We start from the raw sequence: 14008 nt of genomic DNA, 5'->3' as shown, positions 1-14008 counted from the left end.
AAGCGCTACGCAGCCCGACGGGACGCCGGACGATGCTGCCTGACACGCCTCGGCTGTCCGGGCGAACTTGTCATTGGCAAGTCAGGGGAAGTCGGTCTAGCCCGCCCCCACCCCCGCCGCCTGCAGGTGCGAAACGATGGTGCGCAGACGCCCGATCTGCTCCTCCAGGCTTCGCAGGCTTGACTGGGCTCTCAGCAGTTCTCGCTCGACTTGATCCACGGCTGGATCAGCGACACCGCCCTCGAGCGCCAGATCGCCGGAATCGGAGATGAGGCAAGCTCTTTCGACCGAGCTCTCGTAGCGGCGGCGCAGACCATCCCGCTCGGCCTCCGCCGCGGCCAGCGCCGATTTTGCGACACGCTCCACCTCGGCGAGACGGCTGGCTCGGGGCATCCTGCGCTCAAATGCGGAAAGGAAGGACATCATGTCGTATTCTCTTTCGCTTGCGCGCCAACCTGGCGTTCATCGTGGATCCGCCAGGGCGATGATCTGCTCGAGCAAGGCGATCTCCTCGCGCAGGCGCGCGATCTCGGTCTCCAGCGCAGGCTCCTGCAGGAGCTCGATGCGCTTCAACTCCGCATACGCCAACTCCTTCGCGGCTGCTGCGGCAGTCCGGACGGAACGCATACGAGGCGCCCAGGTGTCGAGATCGCGAGCGTGAGAGCGGGTGCGGAACATGCAAATCTCCAATGCCGGCGCAAACTGTAGCCGAGGGGCAGTCCAGCGCAAGCGTGGCCTGGTCCCGGAAAGGCCCAGGCGCTCGGAGGGCGCCCGGGCGGGGTCGCAAACTTCTAGTAACTGCCCCGCTGTGCGAGCACCACGACGACGGTCCTGAACAGAATTCTGAAGTCCATGCCGAAGGACCACCCCCTCGCGTAGAGGCTGTCGAAACGAACGCGCTCTTCATATGAGGTCTCGCTACGACCGCTGACCTGCCAAAGACCAGTAATGCCGGGCCGCGCCACGACATAGTCCTGGAAGGCGCCTTCATAGCGCGCGACTTCGGCGGCGACGATGGGCCGGGGTCCCACCAAGCTCATCTCGCCCCGCAGAACATTCACGAGTTGGGGCAACTCGTCGATGCTGGTGGTCCGGATCACCCGCCCGATCAGCGTGATGCGGGGATCGTGGCGAAGCTTCTGTGTGGCGTTCCATTCCAGACGAGCTTCCGGATCCCTCTCCAACAGCTCCGCCAGGATCTCGGCCGAATTCACCGCCATGGACCTGAATTTCAGGCAACCAAATTCGGCGCCATTAAACCCGATCCGGCCATGCGAAAAAATGGCCGGCCCGCCATCCGTCATCTTTATGAGCAGAGCCACAAAGAGCATAAGAGGCGACAACAAAATAAGCGCGAGAAGCGACACTGCGACGTCGAAGGCGCGCTTAGCGTAACCGCCCAGCGGCTGCACCTCCTCCTCTGATCGACTCAGGGCGGAAGCGACCTCGGCAATGGGATGACCGCTCATGACCAGCGACCTCACCTCAGCTGCGTAAGTTTTCAGGATGTCCAAGCGCGCCAATGCAGGATGCTTGGACTGCTCGAGCCATGGTTTTCGATGAAAGGACGTCATCCGCGGTGATACGCGCGCGGCTGAGGTGCTCATTGGTAATTGGTGAGATACCCCCTTTAATTCCCGGTGGCGGTTACCAGCAAGTCTGACCGCTCATAACCCGCCCATAATGCGCAACTCATAATGCCGTACAAACGGCTTCGTTCCCTCTGGTAACGATCCATCACCATTAATGTAAGGTTAATGAGAGCGGTTTGGCCCGTTGCCTGGGGAACGTGGCATTTGTGCACCGCACAGATGGATCTGAGTTGCGCGCTTCCACGACGGCTCAGACCGCCCGGGCTAACCTGCGGACGTTGTCCCCAAGGTGACGACCCCCATGCGACGGGGAGCCCTGCCCTGTTAAGAACCAGAGACTCAGCTGAGCGAGCGGCCAAGGCTCCTCGGAGCCGCTTCATGGATCCTGCTCGCGCCAGCACGGCAGGGAAGAAGCTCCCTGCGCCTCAAACCGGGCGGATCACCACGCACGGGGCTCGGTCAGAAGCCCGCCAGAGTTGGGTACGATAACCACAGCCTCGGCCTGCGTCGGCCCCTGTTCACCGGAGCCATCCGGCTCCATTCCCTCGCTGACCGGGTTGCGCCTGCTCCCGCGGGGCATGCGGCAGTCACGCGACACCATTCCGCCATCGCCGCCGTCTGCGCGGCCGCAGGGGCCCATCGCCTGCACCGGATGGCGTTGACGCGCTCCGCCGGATCTCGTCGCAAGACGATAGCGGCGTGCGCCCTTGGAGCGCACGTCCTCTCTCGTCTTCGAAGCCCGCGACGCCGTTTCGCGGTCGGCGCCCCGCTTCGAGGCGCGACTGCCAGCGGTTTGGGCCGGCTTTGCATTGGAGCTGACCGCCTCGGAGTTCGCCACCGATGTGGCCGGCGCAGGAGCGGAAGCTTGCCACTCTCGGTTTTCGTCGCGATTTCCCCCCGCCCCAAATCGCGCCGCATCGACACTCGCCACTGGACGCGTGCCTGAGTCCGTCTGCATCGGCGCCAACGCGGCCTCTGCCTGGGCATGGGTTTCCGGAAAGCCTCGTTGCGGCAGCCCGATCAAACCAGCCTCACTCGGGATCGTCGCCGTCAGGCTCTCGACGACTGCGCGGACGTCAACGGATCCGCTTCGGAGCGGATCAGGGTTCGGATGCCCAGCGTCCTGGGTCGGCTCGCCCGTTAGGCCGAGAGCCGTTGCCATGGGCGCATCAGGCCTCGCTGGCGACGGGCGCGTGAGGTGTTCTACCGTCGCGCGAGCCGCACCCGGCCCAGCCGCATCGCCCTGCTGGAACTCAGGGGTCCGGCCGCGAACCGCCACAGCCTCACCGTCGGCCGTCAGGCCCTCTTGTCCGTGGCCCTCTTCCTGGGCGCCCATGGCCGGCATTCGCACGACGTCATCTGCCGCATTCAGTGGCAGCCGGGCGTCCTCGGCCGCATTAATAGGAGGTTTCACCCCTGCGGGAAGCTCTTCGGCGCGCTTGGTTTCTGGTCCGTCGCGCGCCTCAGCTGCAAACGGCCGCCCGTCGTCCTGCTCCGTCCCGTGCGGCGTGTCCGCTGGCCCCTCGATAGGCTCGTGCAACCGGGCCACTGCGGCGAGGTCCAGAACCGACGAATTCGAGGGCGCGTCCTCTCGGCTTACCGTGATCTGGCCGCGTTTGGTCAAGCCCGACTGCGCCTCAGAGGGCTGTCCAAATGGCGCCGTGCTGACCGGGGCAGGGCTCGCCGTCGGCGCAGAATCCAGATTTATCTCAGCGGGCGGCGCCAGTTGGCTCCGCTGGCCGGTCGCAGGGGCGCCCTGCGTCGCCGGCCGGCGGCTCGGCGCACCTTGCTCGATCATCTCGCGAAGTTCCGCTCCGCCCCGCGATTCAGGCCTCTCTGGACCCGATAAGCAGGGTCCGGTTCCACGCAGCCGATCAATGTCGTTGCACGTCAGAGAGCTCTTCGACTCGGCTGAACCCGAGAGGATCCACGGCCGATCCTGTGCGACGGCGAGAACCAGCACAAAGAGTGCAATGGCGCCCATGGCGATGACGATCCGGACGCGTCGGCTCCGCGCAGAGTTGCGCGGCCCGTAGTGCTCGAAGTCCTCACCCATGCCCTTCCTGCCGTGTGCTCCCGCGCAGCGCAGCCCCATAGCTCATGTGGAGAGGGGCGTTGAGGTGTTTAACAAGGATGCGCAGCTTTATAATGGACGAGTTAGGCGTTCATTATGGCGAAGGCCCAACTGAGCCAGTCAGCACCGGTTATCCACAACGGATTTGCCTGATGTCGCGCGCTCACTTGTGCGTCCAAGCCGACTCGGACCGCGATCGTGACGCGGCGATCAGCAACCATCACGTCTCCACCAGACTCCTCCTATCGAGCGGTCGCCATTTTAACCGCTTCCAGAAGTGGTAGGCAAAAAGCTCATTTCGGAGAGCCTCTCCCGCTCGAAAGCCACATGAAAGCCTGATACGGGTAATGCCCTTAATGGCGCATGACCCCCGATGCCCAGCATGCTTGCACTTTTCGAAGCGATATCCGCGCTGGACGTGCGCTTGATTCCGGATGATGTCCTGGAACTTGTCCGGCACAATCTAGCTGCCGGCGGCTTCTCTATCGAACCGGGCGATTGGGAAAACTGTTCGCCCGAAGGCAAACTCGATCTGCTCCGAACGGCGCTCGCCAAGTTCGAACGGTTCGGGGATCCGCTTCATTAGCAGGTTTGGCCCTGCAGGCCGGTCTCCTTTGGCTGCCACCTGGCGAGCGAAGTCTTGAGGCGACTGCGGCCGTCGCTGCCGCGCATTGGCACGGATGACCACACGCGCAGGCGCGACAATGGGCCCGGATAGCCGCCGTAAGGATCGGGCGCACGATCTGGGTCGGAGGCTAAAAGGGGTTGGGGAAGCAGCCCCCATCCAGGCGGCCTGCCCTTGGGATCAGGTGCGCTCCTCCGCTGGAGCCTTGGGGGCTCGTTGAGCCCACGTCAGCAGAAATCCGAAGCACGCCAGGTGAAAGACCAGGACGATCATACGCGCTCCGTTCTTCGATCTTTTCGCTCATGGGTCTTACGATCTCCCAGGGGCAGCTTCCTTGTCGCTGAGCAAGGAAACGCAAACCGGCTACGATCCGCGAGCCAGGGTTCGACGCCCCGCCCCTCCCCCTGCCCCTGCAAATCGAATTTGAACGGCTTTCTCCAACATCCCTTCAGCGGCACCTTTTTATGTAGGCCGAGCACCGAGGCCGCCATGCACGAAACCTTGCCCATTCAGACCATCGACTCTGCCTGCGGATTGCTCGTCGACAGCGATGTGGAATTGCACGGCCATATCCAGGGTGGCCTTGTGGTGGCCAGCGGGGCTTACTTGAAGCTGTGCGGGACCGCGTCCTGCGACTTGACGGTGCTGGCCGGCGGACGAGCCGAAATCCACGGCTGGGTTGCAGGGAACGTCTGCAACATGGGCGGCAATGTCACGATCTTTGGGTCCGTGGACGGCGTCCGCAACGAAAGGCCCGGGGCGGTCACGCGCTTGGCGCGGGGCGCTAGCGTAGGGGGCGACTTCGTGGAGAAGCGGCGCTTCAGCCGATACTGAACGCAAGCCAGCCTCAGACCCGCCCCGTAGCGCGGTCCTGACGCGACCCGGCTGCCGGGCTGCCCGGCGGCGCTCCGCGCCTGAGCGAAGCCCTATCCGCAGCCTCATTGGCTTCGTTTCGCCAGAACCCTGCAGCAGGCGAGCACTGGCAGCCGCCGTTACCGCATCCGTATTGGCTTCGTTCCGCCAAGACCAAAGCGGCCAACGCCGGCGTGAATCGGGGCGGGGCAGACGATCTCTGCGGAACCAGACGAGATGACGGTCGATGCGCGCCTGAGCGACGACGAAGGACAGCCGCATGGCTTCGTTCTGCCAAATTCGGCAGATGCGAGCGCCAGTGGCCGAGCGCGTTGCTGCACAGAATCTAAGCGATCCGCCCATGGCGCGATTAGTCGGCTCGGCCTCCAACAGCAGCGGTGGACCGCCCAGGCCTGAGGGCGCCTTGGAGCATTCCGCCACTTTGACTGGTCACATCTGGAGACATCGCCTATTTTGTTCCCTTTTTGTTCTTTGTTCTGGCAACGGCTACTGTCCAGCCTTCGGCCCCGCTGCGGCTCACCAAGACTCAGCCACCTCACACTCTGCTAGTGGTGATGCTGAGAGCGGCCCGCGACACCGAACACGATGAAGGCAATCACAACCGCGCGCAGGAGCGACTCACGCCAATCCCGCGTCCGACTCTCGTTTGTTTAGATAACTTCTATTCTTGGTTGAACCATTACAAGTTTGTCAATTTTCGCTTGCTATTGTTCTTTCGAAGTTGCTGGCAGGGGGCTGCGATGGGACGGTTCTGGCGAGACGTGAAGGGTTCGGTGGCGGTGACGATGGGCGTCGCCTTGGTGCCGCTCAGCGTGGCGGCGGGGGTGGCGGTCGATTACACGCGAACCGCCTGGCTGCAAACCAAGGCGCAGCAGGCCATCGACGCCGCCGTGTTGGCCGGCGCGCAAGCTGCGGACGCGAACCGGTCCACCACCGCCCAGGGCGCGTTCGCGGCCGCCTTCAGCATGCCCGCGGGCGCCGCCGTCACCGCCTCCTTCGCCACCAATGCGGACGGCACGTTCAGCGGCGCAGCGCAAGGCACGATCGCCTCCACGCTCATGCGCCTAGTCGGCGTGCCGGCGATGGCCGTCCGGGCCAGCGCAACCGCCACACCGGCGAAGCGCACGCCGGTCTGCGTTCTGCTGCTGCAGCCAAGCGGATCCGGGCTCACCATGAGCTCCAATTCGCTCATCGACGCGCCGAACTGCGAGATCGACATCAAGTCGAGCGGCGCCTCGGCTGCGCTGCTCAACTCCGGCTCGGCGATCAATAGCAGCCAAGTCTGCGCGCAAGGCGCCTTTACGCTGAACAGCGCCGCCTCGCGCGCCAGCTACAAGGCCAACTGCGCCAGCGCCGCCGACACGCTCGGGTCCGCTCTGCCGGCGCCGCCGGCCGCCTCCCCCTGCCGCTACAACAACAAGACCTGGGCTGGCGGCAACAACACGAGCATTACGGTTCAGCAGGGCGACATCTGCGGCGGCATGAACTTCAACACGCCGGCCACGGTGACCTTTGAACCCGGCGTCTACCGGGTGCGGGGTGGGCCTATCAAGTTCAACAGCAGCGTCAGCGTGATCGCGGCGGGCGTCACGTTTTATTTCGAGGACGCGAACAGCACGCTGCAGATGAATTCGGCGGCCTCGTTCAGCATCACGCCTCCGAACTCTGGGACTTACGCCAACATCGCCATGTATGAGGCGTCGATTGCAAACCGCACCGACCTGACCATCAACTCGTCGTCGAGCGGCTCGATGGAAGGCGTGTTCTATCTGCCGAGCCGCAACATTACGCTCAATTCGGCGGCCTCGTTGAACGCGCGCAGGCTGAGCTTTGTGGCGAACACGATGCTGTTCAATTCCTCCTCGGCGTGGAACATCGACGCGGTCGCTGACGCGAGCAAGCGGATCTACACCGTCACGCCTGCGCACCTTCTGAACTGAGGAGCGGCGGGCCGACGCGCCCGGCCCGCGCGCTGGGGGCGGCAAGCGCACGCCGGATCGCTGCGATTCAGAAAGCAAACCGACGGTCTGTTAGGCGTGTCTCAGGTGCATCGTTTGCATCGCCTGCACTTCGTCTCTTAAATAGCGAGCTCGGACCATGGTGGCGGGGGCGACGTCGCGCCCACGTGATCGTGGGAGGAGTTGCCCCCGCCGAAACGAGCGCGGCCTCGGCAAGGTTCAGCGGTCAACGGGCGCGGAACTGTGACTCCCACCCCCCATTGGGCGCCGGCAAAAAGCATCCGTTTCTGTCAACGCGCCGCCGGGGGCTGGCCGCAAGTCTTGAAGGCTGAGGTGATGGCGTCGTGAAACCGAGCGATCCAGTTGTTCGCGTCGCGAAGTCGCGCCTCGGCTTCCTCGGCCCTGCTTTCGGCTTGCCGCAACAGACGCTCGAGCCGTTGGTTTTCGTCGTGAGCTGTCTTGAGTTGGAGTGAGGCTGCCTGCGCGAGCTTGTGCGCGTGCTCTTCGACCTCTCGAATGCGAGTTTCTGATTTCTCGAGCAAACCCGACGCCATGCCCACCAGATCGAGGGCGTGATTGAGGTCGCGGTTCAACTCCATCCCTTGCCGGGGTGCTCTCGCTTCTGGGGCGCCCCGCGGCGGTGGGGCTGTGTTAAGGAGCTGTTTCACCTGCCAGAGCATGTCGTTCTTCGGCTCGGGGCGATCCGCCGAAGCATCTAACCAGCTCAGAGTATTTGCTTCCGCAAGCCTCATCGACCGCTCCTGTCCGATGTTCGACGGAGCTTTGCGGAAGTATGGTTAATAATCCGTAACTCTTCGGAGGAAGGCGGCCGAGCAGGACCGTCGCGCCAGGAACTGCCTTCCGATCGCAGCGACGAGGGGCCATGTCCCGCCCATCACAGCCGGGCCTTCGAATTCAGGGCAGGCTGGTCCCCTTCCAAGGACGTTCGCCATGGCCGTCCAAACAGCTTCCACCTGCATCTCGGCTTCCTTGCCCGTTGCAGAAGAGCGCGCAAGTTCCGGTTTTTCCTGGTGCTGATATTCACTGCAGTCGGGCTGCTGTTGAGCGTCGCGCTGCTCTTCATCGGTATTTTGACGGTCCCTCTCGAGAGCTGGTGATGCAATAGCCGACCGCTAGGGGCAGCCAGCCAAGCCCCTTCTGGACTCGACCGCGCTGCAGCTAGTTCGTTTTGCGCGCAGGACCACACCGGATGGCTTCGTTCCGCCAAGGGCCGCGTTGGTTCTGGATCTGGCCTTTGTGGTGTGACGGCGGTCTGCGCTTCAGGCTGTTGGCTGAATGCGCCGGCGCTTCGGGCCACCGTCCAGGCGCGCCCCGCCCCGGGTTGGCTGCTCAACCCAGCCGAGAAACTTGAGGCGACGGGCGCGCAAGCTTTCGATGTGGCGGTCCAGGGCTTCCACCTGGGGGTAAAATTCAATCACGGTTTGCGTGATGAAGGCGTCTCGCCCGAGACCTGCCTCGGCCGCGTATTCGAGGATCAATGCGCGGTCGCCGGGCTCATTGCCCGCCCAGGCAGCCGCGGCGTATGGGGCATCTTTCAGACGGAACAGACGGAAGATCTCGCCGGCCCCTTCCCCTTCACCGGCCTTGATCAGCTCGCTGCGCATGCGCTGGGCGCGGGCGATCTCCCAGGTCAAGGCGGCGATGTCGGCGACCCACATCTCTGCAAGGCCATCGGCAGGAGCGAGACAGTCGCGGACGGCGGCCTCGATGGCGGCGTAGGCTTCGGCGTCCTCCCCCGGGAGCAGGGCCGCCTCGCGCAACCATGCGGCGAGCCTTTCGTCGAGGCGACGTTCAAGAGCCGCGCCGCTGGTCTGCGATTTCGACGAACTCATGATCGGTCGCCCTCCCCCGAGCCATCCGCGGCTGCGGCCGCGCTGGTGGCCGCCTGCCCAGACTCGATCCACTGCTGCTCGTCCCAAGCGCGCAGCATGCGTTTGCGCCGCGACAGCGTGCGGCGCTTGTACCGATCCAAGCGCGCCAAGGCGGCGCAGAGCTTCGCGTCCATGAGCTCCTCGGGCGCGCTCGGCTCCGGCGCGCCCTCCGCATGGAGGGCGTGCAGTGCGTGCTTGGCCTGGCGCACCCGCAGCACGTCGATCTCGGCATAGGCCAGCTCCAGCGCGCGGTCGCGCTGGTCCGGCGCGGCGTCCGGGCCGGCGATGGCGTCCGCCATGCGCAGCGCGGCGTCGCCATAGGACGGATCCTCGAGCACGGTGATCGACAGCCCATGGCGCAGGGCGTTGCGGCTGGATGCCACCTTGCCCTTGGGCGTTTTCGGCCCGGTGCTCTTTTGAGCGTTGGCGCGGTTCGCTGCGAGCCGCGCGGCGCTCGGCTCCTTACCGGCCGGCATAGGCGAGCGCCCCGGCCGGTGACGCCTCCGCAACCTTGTCCGAGCGCACCACCTCGACGACGCGCATCAAGGCCTGTCGGCGCTGGGCGCGGCGGCTGTCCAGGGTCCGCAGCAGGCCAGCAAAGCGGTCCTCGAGGCGCTCCTCCATGCGGCTGATTTGCTCCATCATGGTGATGCGGTGCCCCAGGGCGAGACCGTGAACGGCGTCCATGGTCAGCCCAGCCCTGTCCAGCTTGCTTTGGACCGTAGCCTTGGCTTCCGGATCGCCCATGGCCCATTGGCGCGCCAATCCGCCGGCGTCCTCGACCTCTTGCCGAAACAGCAACATCTCAACCGCGTCCTGCGCCCCCAGCGCCAGATATTGCGTTTTCAGGCGACGCCAGCGCCAACGCTCCCAGGAACAGTCCAGCAGCTCACGCAGGAAAATTTCATCGACGAAATCTTCGGGCTGGATCGCCTCCCGCAGCCGCGCGCCCATGGCGGCGTAGTCCTGTGGATCTTCGCCTGGCAGAAGCGGCGCGGGCCCGAACAGGTCGCCAGTTAGCGCCGCAGCGGCGCCGCTGGGCGACACCGTCCCGGCGCGACCGGAGGCAACGTCGGTTTTCCGTTTGGTCATAGCTCGTAGCCTTGGCTTGGTGAGGGAATGAGCATTCACCTCAGCAAAAAATGACGAGATTTCGCAAATTTTGAGAGTTCCTCAGAAAAATCAGCGGCTTACTGCGTATTTGCGCTTTTCTTGAGCTTTGAGAGCCCGTGACTGATGCGCTTCCGACACAGTCAATGCCGCCCACTAGACGGCCTCGTTTGCTCGATTTGACTAATTTGTTAAGCGGTGACGGAAATTCTGTTCTTATTCAAGTGCATACATCTTTCGCTGAGAGCGAAAGCAACGTAAGCCTGCGCAAAATAATTATTCGGCGCTGGGCAGCGCGACGCGACAAGCGCTTGTCCTTCAGACTCAGTCCTTGGCCCCCACGGAGGCGAATCAGCTACATGACCGCCACCGCGCCACAACTTGCGTCGGCCTCACAGGCGGGTATTTGAGCCCACTTTCAATCGCTTGCTTCGGGCGCCGCGGTCTGGACCTGGAGCGGTATTCCTGCTGCGTCACGCACGGCTGACTGAGGCACCCCGTCGTTAGCGACAGCCGGCAGGCGCGGTCTCCGTTCCCGCGGTGCTGGGCCGCGCGTGAAGCGCGGACTGATCGGCAAGTCGGCAAGCCTGTTCGGGCCACCCGGCACCTCAGCGCACCGGCTTAAGCCCTAAACAGGAAAGCTTCGGCCGGCAGCCCGATCCCCGACGTGAGATAGGGTCGTCGTCCACGTGGCGAAACACGCTTGCAGTTTACGCCCAAAAGCAGGTCAACGGCCGTCCTGCTTAGGACGCCTGAGGATCACGCCCGGCTCGTCCGGAGTGCCCATGAATTCAACGCCAGCGTCTTCAAGGACCCGTTTCAGATCCCCAATAGTTCTTGGGTGGGCAGAAGGCACACCAACTGATCTTTCCAATCTCTGCAGTGTCGCTGGGCTCACGCCCGATCTCTCGGACAATGCCTTCGCCGACCAGTCCAGGAGCGCCCTTGCGGCACGCAAATGGGCAGCAACGAGCAGCACGTCTGCCCCTTGCGTTTTTCCATCATTTGAGTATTTTTCACTCATTCAAGTAGAGGAGCCTCGAGATGACCGCTAGTCACGATTTCTGGCAATCAGCCCTGAGCGGGAAGTCATTCCCGATCCACGAGAACGATCCCCAATCAGGATACTACCGCATGAGATCGTTCCGCGGAGGCCCCTGGCTGCCGGTCGCGATCTGGAAGGATTCGGACGGGCAGCTCAAGGCCTTACGCGATGGGGCCCCAGTCGATGCACAGGAAGTATGGACCTGGTGCTGTCAACATCCGGTGTCGTACGAGACCTATGTAGCGGTCGCCGAGCAAGGGCAGCCCTGGCCGGATGAGGTCCCGGCCGGCATCGGCCACAACAGCGGCGCGGCGGATCCGGTCGCGGGTCTCGACCAGAGCGTGACAGAGCTGCGGGAAGCGGCCACCGCCTTCCTCGAAAGCGCCACCCCGATCACCTCGAAGGCGCAGGCCGACAAGGCGGCAAACTTCGCCGAGCGCTTCGCCGCCCTGGAGAAGGAAGCCGAGGAGGCGCGCACACGCGAGAAGCGGCCGATCCTGGAAGAAGGGCGCGCGATCGACGCGCGCTGGCGTCCGGTGATCGAGCGCGCCGCCGAGAGCAAGAAAGAGCTGAAAAAGGCGCTCGAGCCCTACCTGCTGGCCGAGCGCGAGCGGCTCGCCGCGGAGGCCGGACCTGGCCCGCTGCCGCCGGTGCGGGCCGGCTCCGCCGGACGTCGCGTGGGCTTGCGCACCGTACGACGCCTCGTCGTGCGCGACCGCGAGGCGCTGGTGTGCGCCTACCGGCGCGACGCGCGGCTCTGGGCCCACCCGCAGGTGGAGAGCGCCCTGCGCGACCTCGCCGAAGCGGATCTGCGCGCGGGGCGAGCCGTCAAGGGCGTGGAGCTCACCGACGAACAAGTCGCAGCGTGAAGGAAGCAGGACCCATGGGCAAGCCGATTACGCAATTCCAGATGTCACCCCTGCCCTCCGCCGCCAAGCCGCTGCCCCTGGTGCCGCGGTCGATGGACGAGGCCATGACCCTGGCCAAGGCCGTGGTGGCCTCGCGCATGGCCCCAAAAGGGCTCGAAACGCCGGAGGCCTGCATGGTGGCCATCCTGCACGGGCTAGAAGTCGGGCTGACGCCGTTGATGGCGCTGCAGCGCATCGCCGTCATTGACGGGCGGCCGACGATCTGGGGCGACGCCGCCCTGGCGCTGGTGCGCAGTTCGGGCCAGTGCCGGCTGATCAAGGAGTGGGTCCAGGGCGAAGGACCGGACGACTGGACGGCATGCTGCGCCGTCCAGCGCCGGAGCGAGCCGGAGGCGCTCACCCGCCAGTTCAGCGTGGCGGACGCCAAGCAGGCGGGCCTTTGGGGGCAGCCAGGCCCCTGGAGCGGCTATCCGCGGCGCATGCTGCAGATGCGGGCGCGCGCCTTCGCGCTGCGCGACGGCTTCGCCGACGTGCTTGGCGGCCTCTACCTGCGCGAGGAGTTCGAAGACCGAGCGGACTTAGGTGATGCTCAAACTGCGAGACACGCTCAGCAGGCGCTGGAACTGGACGCGTCCGAACATCACAGCCCCGTTCAGCCGTTCGCCAGCGGCTCCACTGACGGCCGACCGCCGCTGCCGCCCGAGCGCCCACGCAGGGCTCGCGGGGGCTGGACGCGGCTGCGCGCTCCGCGCGAGGCGATCCGGCTGCGCGCTCCCCCTCCCCCACTTTTTGAAGCGCTGGGCGAAGAAGCGCGGGAAAGCGCGCAAAGTGTGGAGCCGCCGCTCCCCGACGAGGCCGTCGTTCAACTCTATGACGACGCGCTCGCCTGCGCCGCCGACGCTAGCACCCTGGCCGAAGTGGAGGAGGAATTCAGCGCGCGTCTGGGTGGCCTCTCCCGCGAGGCGCTCGCCGCTGCCGGGGGGGTGCGTGAGCGCCACCACGAGCGAGTACGCCGCCTCGAAGCGGGAGGCTGACATGCGCCGGCCCTTGTCGACCACCCAGCGTCTCGCGCTCTTTCTCGCCGCCAAGGGCCACTGCCAGCGTTGCGGCTGGCGGCTGCCGCCGGGCTCGCGCTGGGAGGTGGATCACATCGTTCCGCTGGCGCTCGGCGGACTCGAGGAAGCCGGCAACCTGCAGGTGCTGTGCGCCGCCTGTCACGGGGGCAAGACAGCCCGCGAGGACCTGCCGGCGATCGCCAAGGCGCGACGGGTGGAGGCGCGCCATTGGGGAGCCGCACGCCCGCGCAGGCTCATCCCCGGCAGCCGCGGCACGCGCTGGAGGAAGCGCCTGGACGGGCGTGTCGAGCCACGGCCAAGCCGCGCCCCTCCCTGCTCTAAGGATTGAGGGAGCTATCCGCCCTCCTGCGCCACGCTACGGTGCTCGCAACGGTGGCGGCGTCCACGCGACAAGCCCAGTTGCTTATCGATCCGAATTTCTTGCTCGGATCTGGCGCGCCGAAAGTGACGTGATCATCACTCCGGCTGCCCCGGCTATGGCCTTGAGCGCTCCGTCATGCACGAGACCATGTCGCGTCGGGATCACGTTCTGCAGAATCTCAAGTAGCATCGCGCCCCCCACGACTACCACCAGGGCGAAGCCCAGTCGCCGGGAATACATGGACCCAAAGAGGAGCCCGACCACCACAAACGCCGCCATGCGTTCAAGGTCGGCGGATGCGCCGGGCACGTGCGGGCGCAAGCCGATCGGAGACAAGGTGGCCACGGCAATTGCGGCAAGGGCCGCCCACGGCGCCCAACGGAGATTGTTGATCATGTCGCTTCTGTGTGCACGGTGACCCTATGAAACGCAACCGGTAGGCCCAAAGCCTCGGCCCCTATCAAAGGGAAATACCTGCCGGCTGTGGCTGATAAGAACGGCTTTTCAGATCGACTGGTTGTAGGCGCCCACCT

15 protein-coding genes are annotated in these 14008 nt (G+C 65.1%); 6 read left to right on the top strand and 9 right to left on the bottom strand.

Annotated elements, in window-relative coordinates; all coding sequences use genetic code 11:
- Window positions 1-96: 96 nt before the first annotated feature.
- The 3 genes from SLNSH_RS01680 to SLNSH_RS01670 form a co-directional block, all read right to left on the bottom strand.
- Window positions 97-426: a hypothetical protein gene (locus SLNSH_RS01680; protein ID WP_106334927.1), complete on the bottom strand. Its 330-nt coding sequence runs from the start codon at window positions 424-426 to the stop codon at window positions 97-99.
- Window positions 427-462: 36 nt separating this feature from the next.
- Window positions 463-678: a hypothetical protein gene (locus SLNSH_RS01675; protein WP_106334926.1), complete on the bottom strand. Its 216-nt coding sequence runs from the start codon at window positions 676-678 to the stop codon at window positions 463-465.
- Window positions 679-791: 113 nt separating this feature from the next.
- A complete protein-coding gene (locus SLNSH_RS01670) occupies window positions 792-1469 on the bottom strand; it encodes a sugar transferase (protein ID WP_106335158.1) in 678 nt (225 codons plus the stop codon).
- A gap of 2579 nt (window positions 1470-4048) precedes the next feature.
- Between SLNSH_RS01670 and SLNSH_RS25115 the strand changes: the two genes are divergently transcribed.
- The 3 genes from SLNSH_RS25115 (at window position 4049) to SLNSH_RS01655 (ending at window position 7104) form a co-directional block, all read left to right on the top strand.
- Entirely contained in the window at window positions 4049-4252 is a 204-nt protein-coding gene (locus tag SLNSH_RS25115; protein ID WP_196240197.1) for a hypothetical protein, read from the top strand.
- A 528-nt stretch (window positions 4253-4780) separates the two neighbouring features.
- The gene (locus SLNSH_RS01660; protein WP_106334924.1) at window positions 4781-5125 is read left to right on the top strand and encodes a hypothetical protein; all 345 of its coding nucleotides are present in this window, start codon (window positions 4781-4783) and stop codon (window positions 5123-5125) included.
- 779 nt (window positions 5126-5904) lie between these two features.
- Entirely contained in the window at window positions 5905-7104 is a 1200-nt protein-coding gene (locus SLNSH_RS01655; protein ID WP_158266633.1) for a pilus assembly protein TadG-related protein, read from the top strand.
- 308 nt (window positions 7105-7412) lie between these two features.
- Here SLNSH_RS01655 and SLNSH_RS01650 read toward each other — a convergent pair whose 3' ends face one another.
- From SLNSH_RS01650 to SLNSH_RS01630, 5 genes are all read right to left on the bottom strand, one after another.
- Window positions 7413-7874 (bottom strand): hypothetical protein, encoded by a 462-nt coding sequence (locus SLNSH_RS01650; protein WP_146140151.1) that lies wholly within the window; start codon window positions 7872-7874, stop codon window positions 7413-7415.
- Window positions 7875-8402: 528 nt separating this feature from the next.
- A complete protein-coding gene (locus SLNSH_RS01645; protein ID WP_146140150.1) occupies window positions 8403-8903 on the bottom strand; it encodes a hypothetical protein in 501 nt (166 codons plus the stop codon).
- 68 nt (window positions 8904-8971) lie between these two features.
- Window positions 8972-9490: a hypothetical protein gene (locus SLNSH_RS01640; RefSeq protein WP_106334920.1), complete on the bottom strand. Its 519-nt coding sequence runs from the start codon at window positions 9488-9490 to the stop codon at window positions 8972-8974.
- On the bottom strand, window positions 9477-9968 hold the full coding sequence (locus SLNSH_RS01635; RefSeq protein ID WP_146140149.1) for a hypothetical protein: 492 nt from the start codon (window positions 9966-9968) through the stop codon (window positions 9477-9479). The genes SLNSH_RS01640 and SLNSH_RS01635 overlap by 14 nt, the downstream gene beginning before the upstream one ends.
- Window positions 9969-10851: 883 nt before the next feature.
- Entirely contained in the window at window positions 10852-11148 is a 297-nt protein-coding gene (locus SLNSH_RS01630) for a helix-turn-helix domain-containing protein (protein WP_106334918.1), read from the bottom strand.
- Between the two features lie 110 nt (window positions 11149-11258).
- On the opposite strand from SLNSH_RS01630, the gene SLNSH_RS01625 reads away from it, so the two are divergent.
- From SLNSH_RS01625 to SLNSH_RS01615, 3 genes are all read left to right on the top strand, one after another.
- Window positions 11259-12038: a hypothetical protein gene (locus SLNSH_RS01625; protein WP_146140148.1), complete on the top strand. Its 780-nt coding sequence runs from the start codon at window positions 11259-11261 to the stop codon at window positions 12036-12038.
- Between the two features lie 104 nt (window positions 12039-12142).
- A complete protein-coding gene (locus SLNSH_RS01620; RefSeq protein ID WP_146140147.1) occupies window positions 12143-13072 on the top strand; it encodes a hypothetical protein in 930 nt (309 codons plus the stop codon).
- Between the two features lies 1 nt (window position 13073).
- Complete coding sequence (locus SLNSH_RS01615; RefSeq protein WP_106334915.1) at window positions 13074-13442, top strand: HNH endonuclease; 369 nt, start codon at window positions 13074-13076, stop codon at window positions 13440-13442.
- Window positions 13443-13517: 75 nt separating this feature from the next.
- Here SLNSH_RS01615 and SLNSH_RS01610 read toward each other — a convergent pair whose 3' ends face one another.
- Window positions 13518-13871 (bottom strand): hypothetical protein, encoded by a 354-nt coding sequence (locus tag SLNSH_RS01610; RefSeq protein ID WP_106334914.1) that lies wholly within the window; start codon window positions 13869-13871, stop codon window positions 13518-13520.
- Between the last annotated feature and the right edge of the window lie 137 nt (window positions 13872-14008).

This window comes from Alsobacter soli (assembly GCF_003004785.1).
GTDB classification, from domain to species: domain Bacteria; phylum Pseudomonadota; class Alphaproteobacteria; order Rhizobiales; family Beijerinckiaceae; genus Alsobacter; species Alsobacter soli.
Note: the sequence above shows the minus strand (reverse complement) of the source record. Positions and strands in the feature narration are given on the sequence as shown.